The sequence below is a fragment of the Bacillus sp. CH_48 genome (assembly GCF_038008465.1).
GTDB lineage: Bacteria > Bacillota > Bacilli > Bacillales > Bacillaceae_G > Bacillus_A > Bacillus_A thuringiensis_S.
Genome location: NZ_JBBOZF010000001.1, coordinates 5,687,805 through 5,703,907 on the forward strand (window position 1 = coordinate 5,687,805; position 16,103 = coordinate 5,703,907).

Below are 16,103 nucleotides of genomic sequence, written 5' to 3' on the forward strand. Positions count from 1 at the left end.
CTACTTAAGTACAATTCGTTTTTTTCTTATGTAATTCCTTCACAATCAGTCTTTATTATATCCCCTTTTCCTTCTCTCATGTTGTACTTTGCCTCAAATAAAGATAAGGCATACGCTAAACAAGTTTCATCATATTTCATAACTTCCTCCTCTGTTTTTAACATAACGATTCCCCTTATTTTCCGGTACTTATAAGTCTCCACTTTACGTAATACACCTGTATAACATAAGAATGTCATATATTCAGTAACTGCTACTTTCCATATATGCTTTGAAAAGTACGGGAGCATACGCCTTTTCGTATACTTTTTTACATAACTACACACATATTGAAGAGAAATACACTCTCCTACTGCAAGCTCCCCTATACACTTCATATATAGAAAAGCTTGCCATATAAATGGGTTTGTTTGAAAAGCAAATCCAGAAGGGAGTGGAACACCAATTTCAGAAGGAAAGCTCGCTGGGGTACATTTAAATTGATATAAGAGGCGTAATAGTGACTTATAATTATAATTCCAAATAGGCAAAGCATTTTTTCGAAAATAGTCCTTTCGTTGCTTCCATTCTCGGTCTAATATTTCTTTTTGGAAAGGAACAGGGGAAAAGAGTAATTCAAAAGTAGTAGTTTCAGTTGGTAAATATATAGTATGTGAGAAAGAGACGCTTGTAGAAAAAGAAGTGAGAAACGCGCATTTCATAAATGCTTTTTGTTTGGAACAGAAGAAAATAAGAAATGGTTGAGGATAAGATTGTAAGGAGAAAGCCATAAGTGAGGAAAATTTCATCCAATATGCAGATTGCTTTTTCAATTGATTTCCACCAATGATCCAAATGACCTGTATACCCGCTCGCCAATACGAATAGGTTCGTTTGTACAGCTGCTCTATAGAAAGATTTGCGCATTGGTATTCAATCGCAATTTTTCTCCCTGCTCTCTCTATAAAAATATCTGGTCGTTGCTGAATCTGGGGCAGATAATGCTCTATATCTACATGAAAGTTTTGACGTTCGAACCATCTATATAACAATTCTTTACCGTGCCTATGATACATAGATTCCGCTTCATAAAAGGCAAGACATGAATCCACTTTTTTATGAGCAAAATGCCAACTTTTTTGTTTCCCTAATTTCATTTGTACTTCCTTTCCACAAGCTACACAAAAGAATCGTTCCTGTTGACGCATACGGCGCAAAAGCTCTTCATTACAATTGTAGAGTAAATGAATTTTTTCTCCGTTTTCTCTTTTAGCTATAAATATCGTAATCACATCCTTTCAGCTCTTTACATTCTACAATTTATTACAAATTCCTTTAAAAAAAGAGATGTCCCAATTTCGGACATCTCTTTTTATAATAAAGGGGATAATAACCGGTACGTTGATTCAACAATTCGTCTATGAAGACGCCTTTTATGAAAATGATCGACATGAATTTCACTTGATTCTTCTAAATCATCTTTAAAGTCTTGAACAAGTCTTTTAATGCTATCTGTATCATATAAAAAGGCATTTACTTCAAAATTCAAATGAAAACTTCTCATATCCATATTAGCTGTCCCAATTGAAGCTAAATCAGAATCGACAATGACAACTTTACTATGGAGAAAACCTTTTTCATACTCATATATCTTTACCCCTGCATCTAAAAGCTCTGGGAAGTACGATCTCGATGCGTAAAAGACAGTACGCTTATCAGGCTTACTCGGCATTAACAAACGAACATCAATACCAGCAAGCGCAGCTACCTTTAATGCGGATAAAATATCATCATCCGGAATGAAATACGGCGTTGCAATCCAAATAGATTTCCGAGCAGAAGCGATCATTGCGAAATATAAATGCTTAATCGTTTCCCACTTATTATCAGGGCCGCCTGCAACGAGCTGCACGCCTCCCCAATGATCACCCTCAACTGCTTTTGCTTGTAAATATTCAGGAGCTAGCACAGCCTCTCCAGTCATATAAAACCAATCTTGAAGGAAAATAAGCTGTAAACTTTGAACCGCTTCACCACGTAAATACAAATGCGTGTCTCGCCAAAAGCCAAAATATTTACTTTTCCCTAAATACTCATCACCGATATTTAATCCGCCTACAAACCCTTCGTTCCCATCAATCACAACAATTTTCCTATGATTTCGATAATTAATCTTATCGTTTAAAATCGGAAAGCGCACAGGAAAAAACGGAATCATTTCAACACCTGCATCGTTTAATTCTTCAATATACGATTTTGATAACTTAAAACTTCCAACCGCATCATATAAAAAACGAACAACAACGCCTTCTTTTGATTTTTGTATTAAAATATCTTTAATTTCTGTTCCTAATTTATCATCACGCACAATGTAATATTCCATATGAATGTGATGTTTTGCTCGTTTTAATCCATCTAAAATGGCCTGAAACGTTTCATCTCCATTTGTTAATGTCCTCGTTTCAGTTTGAAATGAAATATTTAAAGCGCCTAAGCGATCCGCTAAACGAAATAACAGCTCTTGATGCTTATGATTGCGTAAAATTCTTTCTTCGTAATCTTCATGCCCTTTATATTGTAAAAACGCCTGTTCATCAAGTAACGCCTTCTTTTGAAACATTCTTTTTCTCCGAAAATTTTGTCCAAATAATAAATAAGCAAAGAAGCCAAATACCGGAAAAATCCCTAACACAATTAACCATGTAAGTGTTTTAGATGGATGGCGATTTTCTAAGAAAATAACGCAACCAATTAAAAACGCAGATACTGTAAATAAAATACTAATAATACCTAAAATCGAAACATCTTTTATCCCAATCACATCTGAATAAAATGCTACATCAATAAACATACGTAACGAAACAAATAATGCGAACAATAGCAGGATAAAGAAAATCAGCTTTAACGTATTTTTCATCTCTTACCTCCTAACTAAGAAAGCTTTCCTATTCTTCATATAAAAAGCCGATTTCATACTACAGAAATCGGCCTACGTTTTAGCAGGAAAATTATTGCGAATCGTTTCAAGCGCATGCTCTTTCACAATTTGTTTTCCATACTCACTTACACGATGAATTGTTAAAGTTGATTCTTCCCCATATTCTAAAATAATACTTAAAATACGATCGATTTCTTCTTCATCATGTAGCACTTCATCGAATTCCACATATACATAATAGCGGTTCTCAAATGAATACAGCTCATCTTTTATATCTTCAAAGATAAGACGATGACTTAATGAAATGACATCTTCAAAATCATTAAATTTAATTAAAAAGCCAAACGTACCATCTTCATTAAAGTTTGTTCCTGTTTGTTCTTCTACCTCTTCGACTAACTCTTGTTGGAATAATGATTCGATGCCTTCATCTAGAGGAATATCTATAATTTTGTCTACCCCTATCGGTAGTTCCAGCTTTTGTCCGTCCTTTGAAAGCTCTGCTTTCGTGACAAGTACTTCAATCCCTTTATCGACTGCTTGCACTTGAATCCATAACGGCCCATCAATAAAGAAATCGTCATGATCACGAGCTTCGTCCATCATCTCCCAAAAGAGCTCTTCACTTCGTTCGCGATCATACCAAATTTCTTCACGATTAAATCCTCTATCCTCTATATCAATGTACGTAATAAAAAATTTCATCGTATGATCATTAATTCTTTCAATATCCAAAATACAACTCTCCCTTCCTGCTTAGAATTGTTATGAAGGGATTCCCCACTCATATGACAAATCAATAGATTCTTGTACTCTCATTTTATGATAAGATTCTCCAGAATGGAAATAAAATCGATTTATTTTACAAAAATAGTTATATGCCTATCTTTACTCGATCAACTACATAAATATATTATTATAGCGATTTCTTACTTACAAAAAATTTGGACATACATTTCCACATTCCCCCGTACACTTTAATAAAGTGAAACTTCTATTGGAAGAGATTATTTAACAACAACTTTCTTCATCACATACATACAGTTCGCTTATTAAAACATCATAAATGGAGGCAGACGAATGGACTTAGAGTTTTTAACATCCGTACTAATGATTGTCGGTATCGATGTTGTATTAGGTGGTGACAATGCAATTGTCATCGCACTAGCTAGCCGAAATTTACCTGAATCGAAACGAAATAAAGCTATTTTGATTGGTACTCTTTTAGCAATCGTACTAAGAATTGCCCTTACTATATTAGCTGTCTATTTACTCGACATTCCATTTCTACAACTGATTGGCGGGGTTTTACTTACATTAATTGCAGTCAATTTATTAACTGATAATAACAACGATCTTTCTGCTATTCAAGGAAAAACAACTTTATTCCAAGCTGTGCGGACAATTGTTTTCGCGGATCTCGTTATGGGGTTTGATAATGTTATTGCCATTGCAGGTGCAGCTCACGGGAGATTTTTACTCGTCATAATTGGCTTACTCATTTCTATCCCTATTATTATTTGGGGCAGCAAACTTATTTTAATACTTATGGAACGATTTCCATTCCTCATTTATTGCGGTGCAGCGATTCTTGCCTATACTGCAGGAAAAATGGTTACACATGAAGACAGACTTGCCACCTTTTTTCATAACAACCCAAGTTTCACTGCAAGCATTCCTTATTTGTTCATTTTCACTATTTTATGCATCGGCTTTATCGTACAACAAGTTCGATTACGCAATGTGAAACATTAAAAAAAACCTTCTACTATATAATAGGTAGAAGGTTTTCATATTATTATAATTAATTTACAAGACGTTGTGCTTCACGTAATTGGAACGTTCTTACTGTACGTGGTAAGAAACGGCGAATTTCGTCTTCGTTGTAACCAACTTGAAGGCGTTTCTCGTCAATCATAATTGGACGACGTAAAATCCCTGGATAGTCACGAATCATCTTATATAAATCTTGAAGTGGTAAAGATTCTAAGTTTACATTCAATTCTTGGAAAACTTTCGAACGAGTAGAAATAATCTCATCCGTTCCGCTTTCTGTCATACGTAAAATCTCTTTAATTTCCTCAATTGTTAATGGATCTGAGAAAATATTACGTTCTGTATAGGGAATATGATTTTCCTCTAGCCATAATTTCGCCTTTCTACAAGACGTACAGCTTGGAGAACTATATAATGTTACCATACAAAGCTCACTCTCCTTAAAGAGTACAAATTCTGTACTAAATACAGTTTTAATTTCTAACTTCAGCAATTTTTCGCGATAACTTGTCTTATTGAAAAGTACAAAAATCGCATTTCATGTAAGCAACAACTTATAATAAACAACAATTACTTTTAATAAGTAACTTCTATAATCATTATACAATAGATTTTGCAAGAAATATACAGTAAATTTCCTGCTAGTTGAGAAAACTCTTCCGTGTATTCCACTGCTATGTAACATGATTACGCTCAATTTATCTGTACTTGAACAATAACTTTCAACCCTTTCAATACTCATTTCCCCTAGATTTTTCATATAATATATAGTTATTTATCTATAATCTTCCCTATGAAAAAGAGAACGTTTTCTTACTTTTTCCTGATAAATCAATTAAGAAATGTAAGACTATACAAATGAGAATGAAAAGGAACATTTGTTCTTATTTTAACAAATATTCTCCCTCCTGTCCACACGATTTCTAAAGTAAATTATTTTTTTCTGACATTTCTTTCTTTTTTATTTTTTATCTCATACAATAAACATACAGACAGGCAAAGGGGGTGTTTGCAAATGATTGCTTTTTTTGTTGATTTTATTACGGTTGCTGCCCTCATCATCGGAATAACAGCATTGATTGGTGTCATTACAAATAGCATTGGCGAAAAGCTCTTTGGCGGAAAAGAAAAAATGAAGTTTGTTAACAAAAGTTTGGATGTACAATCCGGCTGGAATCAAGTTGGCGGAAAAGGCATTTATAAGAAACGCACGTATTAAAAAAAGCAGGTGGTTAGCCTGCTTTTTTTATTTCCCTACGGATGCCCATTTGAAGCTCACATCAGGGCCATATTTATGGTTGTACATATCTTTAATTGTTTCTCTTTGTAAGTATGCTCTACCACGTTGGTATACTGGAACAATCGCAGCGTCATCAAGTAACATTTTTTCTGCCTCAAGTAAGTTTTTCCAGCGAGCATTTACATCGCTTCCATCTTTTTTCGCTTTCATAATGATTTCATCGTATTTCGGATTAGAGTACTTCATCTTATTTTGTGACCCATCTGTTACAAACATATCAAGATATGTGATCGGATCTGGGAAGTCTGCCCCCCATCCAGAGAATGACATGACATAATCACCCGCATCTTCTAATTTCAACTTTTGTGCGAATGGTTGTTGTTTAATTTTCACTGTTAAGCCTGGTAAATTCTTTTCCAGTTCACCTTTTAAATATTCACCAGTTTTCTTAGATAATTCAACATCTTCATTTAATAACTCTAATTCAATTTCATTTTTTCCAAGCTCTTTTGTACCAGCTTCCCAATATTTTTTTGCTTCTTTCACATTTGGTTTTACAATATCACCATTTTCAGCACGGAAATCCTTTTTATCCGGACCTTTAATGAAGTTATCAGGAATTAATCCTGTTGCTGGCTTAGAACCGTTATTTAATAATGTATCAACGAACGGCTTACGATCAAAAGCAAGGGAAATTGCTTTACGAATATTTTTATTTGCTAAAGCTGGATCTTTTTGATTTAAGCGTAGGAAAAATACAGATGTCTCTTCTACTGTTTTGAAATCTGGTTTTCCTTTATATTTATCGATGAACTCTGCTAATAACGTCGCTCGATCGATTGCATTTGTTTCATATAAGTTAATTGGCGTAGATGTATCTTTTACAATATTAAAGTTTACTTCTTCAAGCTTCACTTCTTTATTGTCCCAATATGATGAGCTCTTTGTCATTTTAAAACTGCGTTCATGTTGCCAATCACTTAATGTAAATGGTCCGTTGTAAAGCGTTGTGTTCGCTTCCAAACCAAACTTCGCACCTTGCTCTTTCACAAATTTCTCATTTACAGGATAAAAGATTGGATATACCATTAAATCTACAAGATATGGAATAGAATTGTCTAATTCTACTTCTAATGTGTAATCATCAATTGCTTTTACACCTAATTGATCAGGACTCATCTCTTTTTTATTAATTTTCTCTGCATTTTTTATATCATACATAATGTATGCTGATTTCGCAGCTGTGTCTGGGTTGATTGCTCTTTGCCATGCGTATACAAAATCTTTCGCCGTTAAAGGCTCACCGTTTGACCATTTCGCGTCTTCACGTAATTTAAATGTATATTTTTTACCGTCTTCTGACTTTTTAAATTCTTTTGCTACACCTGGAACTAACTTATCATCTTTTCCAAGGCGGTATAGACCTTCCATCGTGTTGTTCATTACTTTTGAAGAAACTGCGTCAGCTGATAATGCTGGGTCCATCGTTGGAATTTCTTGTGTTTCAATTAAATTAAGAACTTGCTTCGCACCGCTTTTCCCGCTATCCCCTTTTGCGTTTGCTTGCGGTTCATCTTTTTGGTAGCTACATGCCCCTAATATCATGCTCATTGCTACTGTTGATACTACAAAAACTGGTATCTTTTTTTTCATACTTCCACCCTCCAAAAAATGTTAGCCCTTTCATTTTCAAACAGAAAGAAATATATATATGTTCTAATAATTCATATTATACACACAAATATATTTTTTGTATATTTATATTTCTATTTCATTAAAATTTTGTGTTAAAAAATATATCTTTGTAAACGTTTTATATTGTCTATTTTCCTTACTAAAGTGCCAAAAATAATTATTTTTATATTTTTCTAAATTATCAGAGAAAAATAAATTTTATATTTTATAATATTTTATGTATAATTATCCCACCCTTTTCAACATAAAATAGCAGGCCCTTCATATTAAAAATATATAGGCTAAAATGAGTGCAAAGGATAAGAAAGTATGTTACGATACATTTTGCTAAAAATAGATATCGGTAAAGAGGGGACGGACATGACAGCAATTCAGGCAAAAAATGGGCCGACAGAGAAATTAAGTTTATTCTTATTAACATGGCCTATTTTTCTAGAAGTTTTTCTTTTTATGTTGATGGGGATCGCTGATACTTTCATGTTAAGTGCATTATCAGACGATGCTGTATCTGGGGTTGGTGCAGCGAATCAATATCTCCATATTGCGATTTTGGTATTAGAAGTCATCGGGAACGGCGCTGCTATCGTTGTATCTCAATACCTCGGTTCCAGACGCTTTATGGAAGCATCTAAAATATCAGCATTAGCCGTCACATTAAATTTAATAGTTGGGCTCGTTATAAGCGCTGGTTTTCTTTTATTTTCGGAACATATGATGCTCGCAATGAACTTACAAGGCGATGTACTAACGTATGCGCAAAACTACTTATCTATCGTCGGAGGGGCAATCTTCCTGCAAGCTATCATTAACTCATTAGCCGCAATTATCCGTGTACACGGTTTTACAAAGCAAGCGATGTTTATTTCACTCGGAATGAATATTATTCATATCGCTGGAAACTACGTACTCATTTTCGGGAAATTTGGTTTCCCTGAGCTCGGTGTACAAGGGGCTGCAATTTCTTCCGCTATCAGTCGATTGATCGCACTTATTGTTTTCTTCTGGTTACTATATCGCGTTATGGAATATCGTGTGAAATTACAATATTACTTCACTTTATCCAAAGAATACATTGGAAAAATTTTAAAAATCGGCATTCCATCTGCATTTGAACAAGTGATGTATCAAGCTTGTCAAATCGTCTTCCTTTATTACGCAACGTACTTAGGAACGGAATCATTAGCTGCTAGACAATACGCTACTAACATTTCCATGTTCACTTATTTATTTGCAATTGCGATTGGTATGGGAACAGCCATTATTATTGGCCGCCTTGTTGGTGGTGGCGAAAAGGATGAAGCATACGAACGTTTGTGGAAAAGTGTAAAATGGGCGATTGGTGTAACTTTATGTATGGTCGCTCTCGTTATTACATTCCGTACACAATTAATGGGACTGTTTACAGATAATCCGCACATTATCAGGTTAGGCGCAAGTGTTCTTTTACTAAGTGTACTACTTGAAACGGGACGTACGATGAACATCGTCATCATTAATTCGCTTCGTGCAGCTGGTGATGCAAAATATCCTGTTTTAATCGGTGCATTTTCTATGGTGTTAATGAGTTTACCACTAGGTTACTTTTTCGCCTTTCATTTAGATATGGGGCTCGTGGGTATTTGGCTAGCGATCGCCATCGACGAATGGACACGTGCCATTATTATGTTCTTCCGCTGGAAAAGTAGAGCTTGGGAACGTTACGCACTAGTTAAACCTGAAGAACAAGAAGAGAGTATTTCTGTTCAAGTTTAGTAATTTTATATAGTAGAAAAAAGAGCCCTCCTTCCGCAATGGAAGAATGGCTCTTTTTTATTGATAGATTTCTTTATATTTCTTATACTCTGCTTCAGAACATAGTACGAAATGTCCTGGACGAATTTCACGCATTGTTGGCACTTCGCTACCGTAATCATGCTGCGATGGATCGTATACGATACGTTTACGATTACGCTCATAATCTGGATCTGGTAGCGGAATTGCTGATAATAGTGATTTCGTATATGGATGAACTGGATTCGCATATAACTCTTCACTTGTTGTCAGTTCTACAATTTGACCACGGTACATTACGCCGATGCGGTCACTAATGTATTTTACCATCGATAAATCATGGGCAATGAATAAGTATGTTAACCCTTTTTCTTTTTGTAACTTTTTCAGTAAGTTTACAACTTGCGCCTGAATCGATACGTCAAGTGCTGAGATCGGCTCATCGGCAATGATAAATTCTGGTTCTACAGCAAGCGCTCGAGCGATACCGATACGCTGACGTTGTCCACCTGAGAATTCGTGTGGGAAACGGTTTGCGTGCTCTTTATTTAAACCAACTGTGTTTAATAGTTCATGAACACGGTCCATGCGCTCTTTTTTACTTTTCGCTAATCCGTGAATATCAATACCTTCTGCGATAATATCCCCTACTGTCATACGAGGATTTAGTGATGCGTATGGATCTTGGAAAATCATTTGCATTTTACGGTTGAATTTCTTCAATTCTGTGCGTGATTTCTTACCATGTACGTTTTCACCATCGAATAATACTTCACCAGCAGTTGCATCATATAAACGAATAATCGTTCTTCCAGTTGTTGATTTACCACAACCTGATTCTCCTACAAGACCAAATGTTTCTCCGCGGTAAATATCAAATGAAATATCATTAACCGCTTTGACAACACCACCACTCACGTCGAAGTGCTGCTTTACATTTTTTACTTCAATTAATTTCTCACGTTGTTTAGTCATGTTGTTCACCTGCTTTCATTTGAAGAATACGTTTTTCAACAACTGCCGGCGGTTTTACTTCTGGAGCTTGCTCGTGAAGTAACCAAGTTGCCGCATAGTGTGTATCACTTACTTTAAATAAAGGCGGTTCCATTTCAAAATCAATTTTCAGCGCCTGTGGGTTACGTGGTGCAAAAGCATCACCCTTTGGCGGCTTCAATAAATCCGGAGGCGTTCCAGGAATTGCGTATAACTCTTCCTCTGAACCATCTAAACTTGGCATAGATGCGATTAAGCCCCAAGTATATGGATGTTTCGGATTATAGAAAATTTCATCTACAGTTCCAATTTCAACAACTTTACCAGCATACATAACTGCCACTCGGTCAGCAACGTTTGCTACTACACCTAAGTCATGCGTAATGAAAATAATTGCCGCTTCTGTTTTTTGCTGAATGTCTTTCATAAGTTCTAAAATTTGTGCCTGAATCGTAACGTCTAGCGCTGTTGTCGGCTCATCGGCAATTAATAATTTCGGGTTACAAGCTAACGCCATCGCAATAACTACACGCTGTCTCATACCACCTGAGAATTGGTGAGGATATTGTTTTAAACGTGCTTCTGGATTTGGAATACCTACAAGGTCGATTAATTCTAACGCAACTTTACGTGCGTCTCCTCTACTCATCCCTTGGTGTTTAATAAGACCTTCCATAATTTGATTCCCAATTGTCATCGTTGGATTTAATGATGTCATTGGATCTTGGAAAATCATCGCGATATCTTTACCACGAACTTGCTGCATTTCTTTTTCCGTTAATTTCGTTAAATCACGACCGTCAAATACAATCTCTCCATTTTTAATACGGCCTGGAGGATTTGGGATTAACCCCATTAGCGCTTTAGAAGTAACTGATTTCCCAGAACCAGACTCTCCTACAATCGCTAATGTTTCCCCTTTTTTCAAATCAAAAGTAACTCCGCGCACTGCTTGTACTTCACCTGCATGTGTATCAAAGGAGACTTGTAAATCTTTTACCTCTAACAATGTTTTCATTTTTACTTCTCCCTCCTCATTTACTTACGCATTTTTGGATCTAACGCATCGCGTAATCCATCTGCCATTAAGTTGAATGCTAGAATTAACATACTGATGACAACCGCAGGGATGAACATCATGTGTGGATACGTTTGAATAGATTTATAACCATCATTTACAAGAGAACCAAGTGACGCGAATGGTGGCTGAATTCCTAAACCAATGAAACTTAAGAACGCTTCACCAAACACCGCTGATGGAATTGTGAACATTGTCATTACGATAATAGGTCCCATTACGTTTGGAATTAAATGTTTCACAATTAATTGTGTATTTGTTGCACCTAATGTACGAGATGCTAATACATATTCTTGGTTTTTTAACTTTAGGATTTGTCCACGAACAATCCGCGACATCCCTATCCAACCCGTAATCGCCATCGCGAGTGTAATTGACCAAATACCAGATCCCATAATGATTACCATTAAAATAACGATGATTAAGTATGGAATACCGTTAATAATCTCCATAATACGTTGCATAATATTATCTACTCTACCGCCGTAGAATGCTGAAATACCTCCGTATGCAACCCCAATTACTAAGTCAATTGCTGCTGCTAAAAGAGCGATATATAATGATACGCGTGTACCTTCCCATGTTCTTGTCCATAAGTCACGGCCAAGATCATCTGTACCAAACCAGAAGTACTCTTTAATATCACGTTTTTCATATTGGTCAACACCATATTGATCTGTACCGTCAAATGGTAACCAATGAACATTTTCAATAACTGGAATTTTTGGTGGTAATTTCGCACGACCTAAATCTTGCTCTTTATACGAGTGTTTACTTACCATCGGTCCAAAAATCGCTAATAGCGCAATGATTACTAATAATACAAGGCCAAGCATCGCACCTTTATGTTGGAACAAACGTCTTCTTACATCTTGCCAAAACGTTAAGCTTGGACGGGCAATGACTTCATTATCAACATTATTTTGATTGGCTTGTTGAAATAAATCTGGAGATAATTTTTGTACATCTTTCATCATTTTTTCCCTCCCGCTAAACGAATACGAGGATCAATAATTCCGTATAAAATATCGACAATGAAAATAACTAAAATGAAGATTGCACTATAGAAAATCGTAGTTCCCATAATAACTGTATAGTCATTTAAAGTAATCGATTTAACGAATTGTTCCCCAAGTCCTGGTACAGCATAAATTTGCTCGATAACAAGTGTTCCTGTAATTAATGCCGCAACCATTGGTCCTAAAATTGTTACAACTGGAATTAACGCGTTACGAAGTGCGTGTTTTACAATGATAACGCCTTGACTAATTCCTTTTGCTTTCGCTGTTAAAATATAGTCTGACTGCATAACTTCAATTAATTCTGCACGAGAGAAACGTGCGATTGTTGCGATAACTCCCATCGATAATGCAATTGTAGGCATTACAGTAAACTCTGGTCCTTTCCAGAATGCTACCGGGAACCAACCAAGTTTTACCCCTACGAAATATTGTAGTAATGCGGCGAATACGAATGATGGTACCGACATTCCGAGTACCGAAATAACTGTTGCACTATAATCCACCCACGTATTATTACGAAGTGCGGCAACAATACCTAAAATTAAACCGATAAATGTCCCTAATATAATCGCTTGTAAACCTAATTGGGCTGATGGTCCAATACGATCCACAATCATGTCTGTTACTGGGCGGTTATCATATTGGAATGATACCCCTAAATCACCTTTTGCTAAGTTACCTAAGTAACGTGCGTATTGAACTGGTACCGGATCATTTAATCCGTATTTTTCAAGAATGATTTCTTTTTGTGCCGGTGATAGCTTCTCCTGGTTTTTAAGCGGAGAACCCGGAAGTAATTTCATCAAAAAGAAAGTCAGTGTAGTAATTAAAAATAATGTCAAAGCCATGTACACGAAACGTTTTAATACATAACGTCCCATAGTCAAGCACCTCCCCGTTTTTCTCAAAAGCAATAAGATAGTTTAAAATATTCTTACTTTTATTTTTTTAAAATAAGAGCATATGCCCATCATAGGCATATACCCTTGTAAACGATGGAAAAAAAAGATTATTTTTGTTCAACAGATGCCCATTTGTAAGTTAATTTACCACCATAGTTAATTGGGATAATATCTTTTACGGCACCTTTTACTACATACGCTGAACCTTTTTGGAAGATTGGAGTGATAACTGCATCTTCTTTAATTAACATCTTCTCTACTTCTAGAAGGTTGTTCCAGCGAGCTTGTAAATCTTTTGTATCTGTTTTAGCTTTTAGGATTAACTCATCATACTTCTGATTAGAATACCCTGTTTTATTTTGAGAACCATTCGTAACAAACATATCTAAATATGAGATTGGATCTGGGAAATCTGGTCCCCAAATACCAAACGCAATATCATATTGCTGAGAATCTTCTAATTTATTTTTTTGTGCGAATGGTTGCTGTTTAATTTTAATTGATAAACCTGGTAAGTTCTTTTCTATCTCACCTTTTAAGAATTCACCAACTTTTTTAGCATCTTCATTATCAAAGTTTAAGAATTCTAGTTCGATTTTATCAGTTCCAAGCTCTTTCTTCGCTGTTTCCCAAAGCTTTTTCGCTTCTTTTGGATTTGTTTCAACTAGCTTTCCATTTTCAGCTCGGAAATCTTTTTTATTCGGACCTTCAGCGAAATCTTTTCCAACAAATCCGTAAGCTCCAATTGCACCGTTATTTAAAATAACTTTCGCAATGTTATCACGGTCAAAGGACATTGAAATTGCTTTTCTTAAGTTTTTATTACTTAAGTACTGATTACTTTGATTAAATCTTAAGTAAGCAACCCCTGCTTCTTTTCTTGTTTGGAACTCTGGGCTTTGTCTAAACTTATCAACAAATTCAGACGTTAAAGCCGCACGATCAATCGCGTTTGTCTCATATAAATTTACATCAGTTGCTGTATTTTTTACAATATTAAAGTTGATTTCTTCGATTTTAACCGTTTTATTATCCCAATATGAAGGATTCTTCTTGAATTGGAAACTTTGTTCATGTTTCCAATCACTCATAACGAATGGACCGTTATATAATGTTGTATTTGCCTCTAAACCAAACTTATCACCTTGTGCTTTTACAAAGTTTTCATTTAGCGGGTAAAATACTGGATAAACTGTTAAATCGATAAAGTAAGGAACGGGATTGTCTAATTCCACTTCTAATGTATAATCATCAATCGCTTTTACACCTAATTGGTCAGCAGGTAATTCTTTTTTATGAATTTTCTCTGCATTTTTAATATCGAACATAATGTACGAATACGTTGCTTTTGTATCTGGATTTACGGCTCTTTTCCATGAATACACAAAGTCTTTAGCTGTTACAGGTTCCCCATTTGACCATTTCGCATCTTTTCTTAATTTAAATATGTATTTCTTCCCATCATCTAGCTTTTCGACATCTTCTGCAACGCCAGGCATTCTCTTTTGATCTTTGCCAATACGATATAAACCTTCCATCGTATTATTTAATGCTGTAGAAGATGAAGAGTCAGATGCTAATGATGCATCCATTGACGGAATTTCAGATAACTCTGTTAAATTAAGAATCTGTTTTCCGTTACTACTACTCGTAGCGTTCTCTTTCCCTTTTGCTTTTGCATCATCTTTTTGGTAGCTACACGCGCCAAGCAACATACTTGCAGTTAAAGTTGATGCAAGTAATAACGGTATCTTTTTCTTCATGTTGTGTTGCCTCCCCTAATTGCACTTCCTGTACCCTCACTTGTTAAAAAGTAGAATTGAAAGAATAATCTCCAAGTTTCTACAATTTTCATTATACATATAATACGACGATTGTGAATATAGTTTTTTGTTTTTTTGTTAAAATTTTTAATAAAATGTTTATATTTTTAATTTTTCGTAAAGGGATACGTTAACATTGCTACCATCATCTTAAAATCAGACCTTTAATTGTGTATAATTTTCAAAAAATTATTTCTAGTACTTATTATAGCTTTTATAGTATAATAATTCTAGTAATATTTTGACGGAGGGGAATATTTTGAATAAAGTTTTTTTTCATACTTGTATACTAATTTTTATAGCGATGATTGCTTCTAGTATTGGTGCATTCCTCATTTCATCTCAATTTTTGTTGAACTTTGTCAACATCTCGTTTTATATCGCGCTATTTTTTATTCTGATAGGTGGTTTTTTATTCATATTTCAAAATGGATTTTTCAATGTAACTCTTTACGCTTTCCAGAGAGTATTTGGCACGAACAAAAAGATTGACTCTTTAATTGAAGAAGTCGAGGAACCTACAGATAAGAAAGAACGTATTTATAAAACATATTCATTCAAATGGACATATCCAATTTGTATTACAGGTATCGTTCTTGGGTTGTTCTCGACCCTCATTAGCTTTACTATTTTGATGTAGTTTGCAAACACTATCCCATATGATATAATAATCAGCAAAACATTTTGTTATAAAACTTTAGTTCTTTCATATTAAAAGAGCTCAAGTAACAATAAATAAATTTATATGTATGCGATGATAAAGAAGAGTACATATTGATGCAATTTCAGAGAGCTTGTGGTCGGTGTGAACAAGTAATTGTACAGTATGGAATGGGCTTTTGAGCACCAAACCGAACCGAAAGTAGTAGGCCTTGGCGTTATATCCA

The 16,103-nt window shown here is 35.1% G+C and carries 14 protein-coding genes and 1 other annotated feature (1 of these 15 only partly in view); of the genes, 4 read left to right on the forward strand and 10 right to left on the reverse strand.

The window, feature by feature from the left end:
• Positions 1 to 26: 26 nt before the first annotated feature.
• The 3 genes from N2V92_RS28805 to mecA form a co-directional block, all read right to left on the reverse strand.
• A complete protein-coding gene (locus tag N2V92_RS28805) occupies positions 27 to 1,271 on the reverse strand; it encodes a competence protein CoiA (protein ID WP_000628322.1) in 1,245 nt (414 codons plus the stop codon).
• 80 nt (positions 1,272 to 1,351) lie between these two features.
• Positions 1,352 to 2,896, reverse strand: a complete 1,545-nt coding sequence (locus tag N2V92_RS28810) for a cardiolipin synthase (protein WP_000799189.1) — start codon at positions 2,894 to 2,896, stop codon at positions 1,352 to 1,354.
• 72 nt (positions 2,897 to 2,968) lie between these two features.
• Positions 2,969 to 3,652 carry an adaptor protein MecA gene (gene mecA / locus N2V92_RS28815; protein ID WP_000350716.1) on the reverse strand — a complete coding sequence of 228 codons (684 nt, stop codon included), beginning with the start codon at positions 3,650 to 3,652 and terminating at the stop codon, positions 2,969 to 2,971.
• A 345-nt stretch (positions 3,653 to 3,997) separates the two neighbouring features.
• Here mecA and N2V92_RS28820 point away from each other — a divergent pair, with 345 nt between their 5' ends.
• The gene (locus N2V92_RS28820) at positions 3,998 to 4,672 is read left to right on the forward strand and encodes a TerC family protein (RefSeq protein WP_000362600.1); all 675 of its coding nucleotides are present in this window, start codon (positions 3,998 to 4,000) and stop codon (positions 4,670 to 4,672) included.
• 49 nt (positions 4,673 to 4,721) lie between these two features.
• Here the strand turns inward: N2V92_RS28820 and spx are convergent, their stop codons facing one another.
• Positions 4,722 to 5,117, reverse strand: a complete 396-nt coding sequence (gene spx / locus N2V92_RS28825) for a transcriptional regulator Spx (RefSeq protein WP_000258267.1) — start codon at positions 5,115 to 5,117, stop codon at positions 4,722 to 4,724.
• 591 nt (positions 5,118 to 5,708) lie between these two features.
• On the opposite strand from spx, the gene N2V92_RS28830 reads away from it, so the two are divergent.
• On the forward strand, positions 5,709 to 5,912 hold the full coding sequence (locus N2V92_RS28830) for a hypothetical protein (protein ID WP_000559983.1): 204 nt from the start codon (positions 5,709 to 5,711) through the stop codon (positions 5,910 to 5,912).
• Between the two features lie 27 nt (positions 5,913 to 5,939).
• On the opposite strand, the gene N2V92_RS28835 is transcribed toward N2V92_RS28830, so the two are convergent.
• A complete protein-coding gene (locus tag N2V92_RS28835; RefSeq protein ID WP_000727253.1) occupies positions 5,940 to 7,586 on the reverse strand; it encodes a peptide ABC transporter substrate-binding protein in 1,647 nt (548 codons plus the stop codon).
• A 351-nt stretch (positions 7,587 to 7,937) separates the two neighbouring features.
• On the opposite strand from N2V92_RS28835, the gene N2V92_RS28840 reads away from it, so the two are divergent.
• Positions 7,938 to 9,380 (forward strand): MATE family efflux transporter, encoded by a 1,443-nt coding sequence (locus N2V92_RS28840; RefSeq protein WP_002083070.1) that lies wholly within the window; start codon positions 7,938 to 7,940, stop codon positions 9,378 to 9,380.
• Positions 9,381 to 9,437: 57 nt separating this feature from the next.
• Here the strand turns inward: N2V92_RS28840 and N2V92_RS28845 are convergent, their stop codons facing one another.
• The 5 genes from N2V92_RS28845 to N2V92_RS28865 form a co-directional block, all read right to left on the reverse strand.
• Positions 9,438 to 10,373: an ABC transporter ATP-binding protein gene (locus tag N2V92_RS28845; protein WP_000166354.1), complete on the reverse strand. Its 936-nt coding sequence runs from the start codon at positions 10,371 to 10,373 to the stop codon at positions 9,438 to 9,440.
• Positions 10,366 to 11,409 (reverse strand): ABC transporter ATP-binding protein, encoded by a 1,044-nt coding sequence (locus N2V92_RS28850; RefSeq protein ID WP_000854341.1) that lies wholly within the window; start codon positions 11,407 to 11,409, stop codon positions 10,366 to 10,368. The genes N2V92_RS28845 and N2V92_RS28850 overlap by 8 nt, the downstream gene beginning before the upstream one ends.
• Positions 11,410 to 11,429: 20 nt before the next feature.
• Positions 11,430 to 12,446, reverse strand: a complete 1,017-nt coding sequence (gene opp3C, locus N2V92_RS28855) for an oligopeptide ABC transporter permease (RefSeq protein ID WP_000974107.1) — start codon at positions 12,444 to 12,446, stop codon at positions 11,430 to 11,432.
• Positions 12,443 to 13,372 carry an oligopeptide ABC transporter permease gene (gene opp3b / locus N2V92_RS28860; protein ID WP_000534168.1) on the reverse strand — a complete coding sequence of 310 codons (930 nt, stop codon included), beginning with the start codon at positions 13,370 to 13,372 and terminating at the stop codon, positions 12,443 to 12,445. The genes opp3C and opp3b overlap by 4 nt, the downstream gene beginning before the upstream one ends.
• Before the next feature lie 128 nt (positions 13,373 to 13,500).
• Positions 13,501 to 15,156, reverse strand: coding sequence for a peptide ABC transporter substrate-binding protein (locus tag N2V92_RS28865; RefSeq protein ID WP_000727209.1), 1,656 nt, complete (start codon positions 15,154 to 15,156; stop codon positions 13,501 to 13,503).
• Between the two features lie 319 nt (positions 15,157 to 15,475).
• Between N2V92_RS28865 and N2V92_RS28870 the strand changes: the two genes are divergently transcribed.
• The gene (locus N2V92_RS28870) at positions 15,476 to 15,856 is read left to right on the forward strand and encodes a DUF3899 domain-containing protein (protein ID WP_001045002.1); all 381 of its coding nucleotides are present in this window, start codon (positions 15,476 to 15,478) and stop codon (positions 15,854 to 15,856) included.
• Between the two features lie 105 nt (positions 15,857 to 15,961).
• Positions 15,962 to 16,103, forward strand: a binding site (T-box leader); it runs 75 nt beyond the window's last position.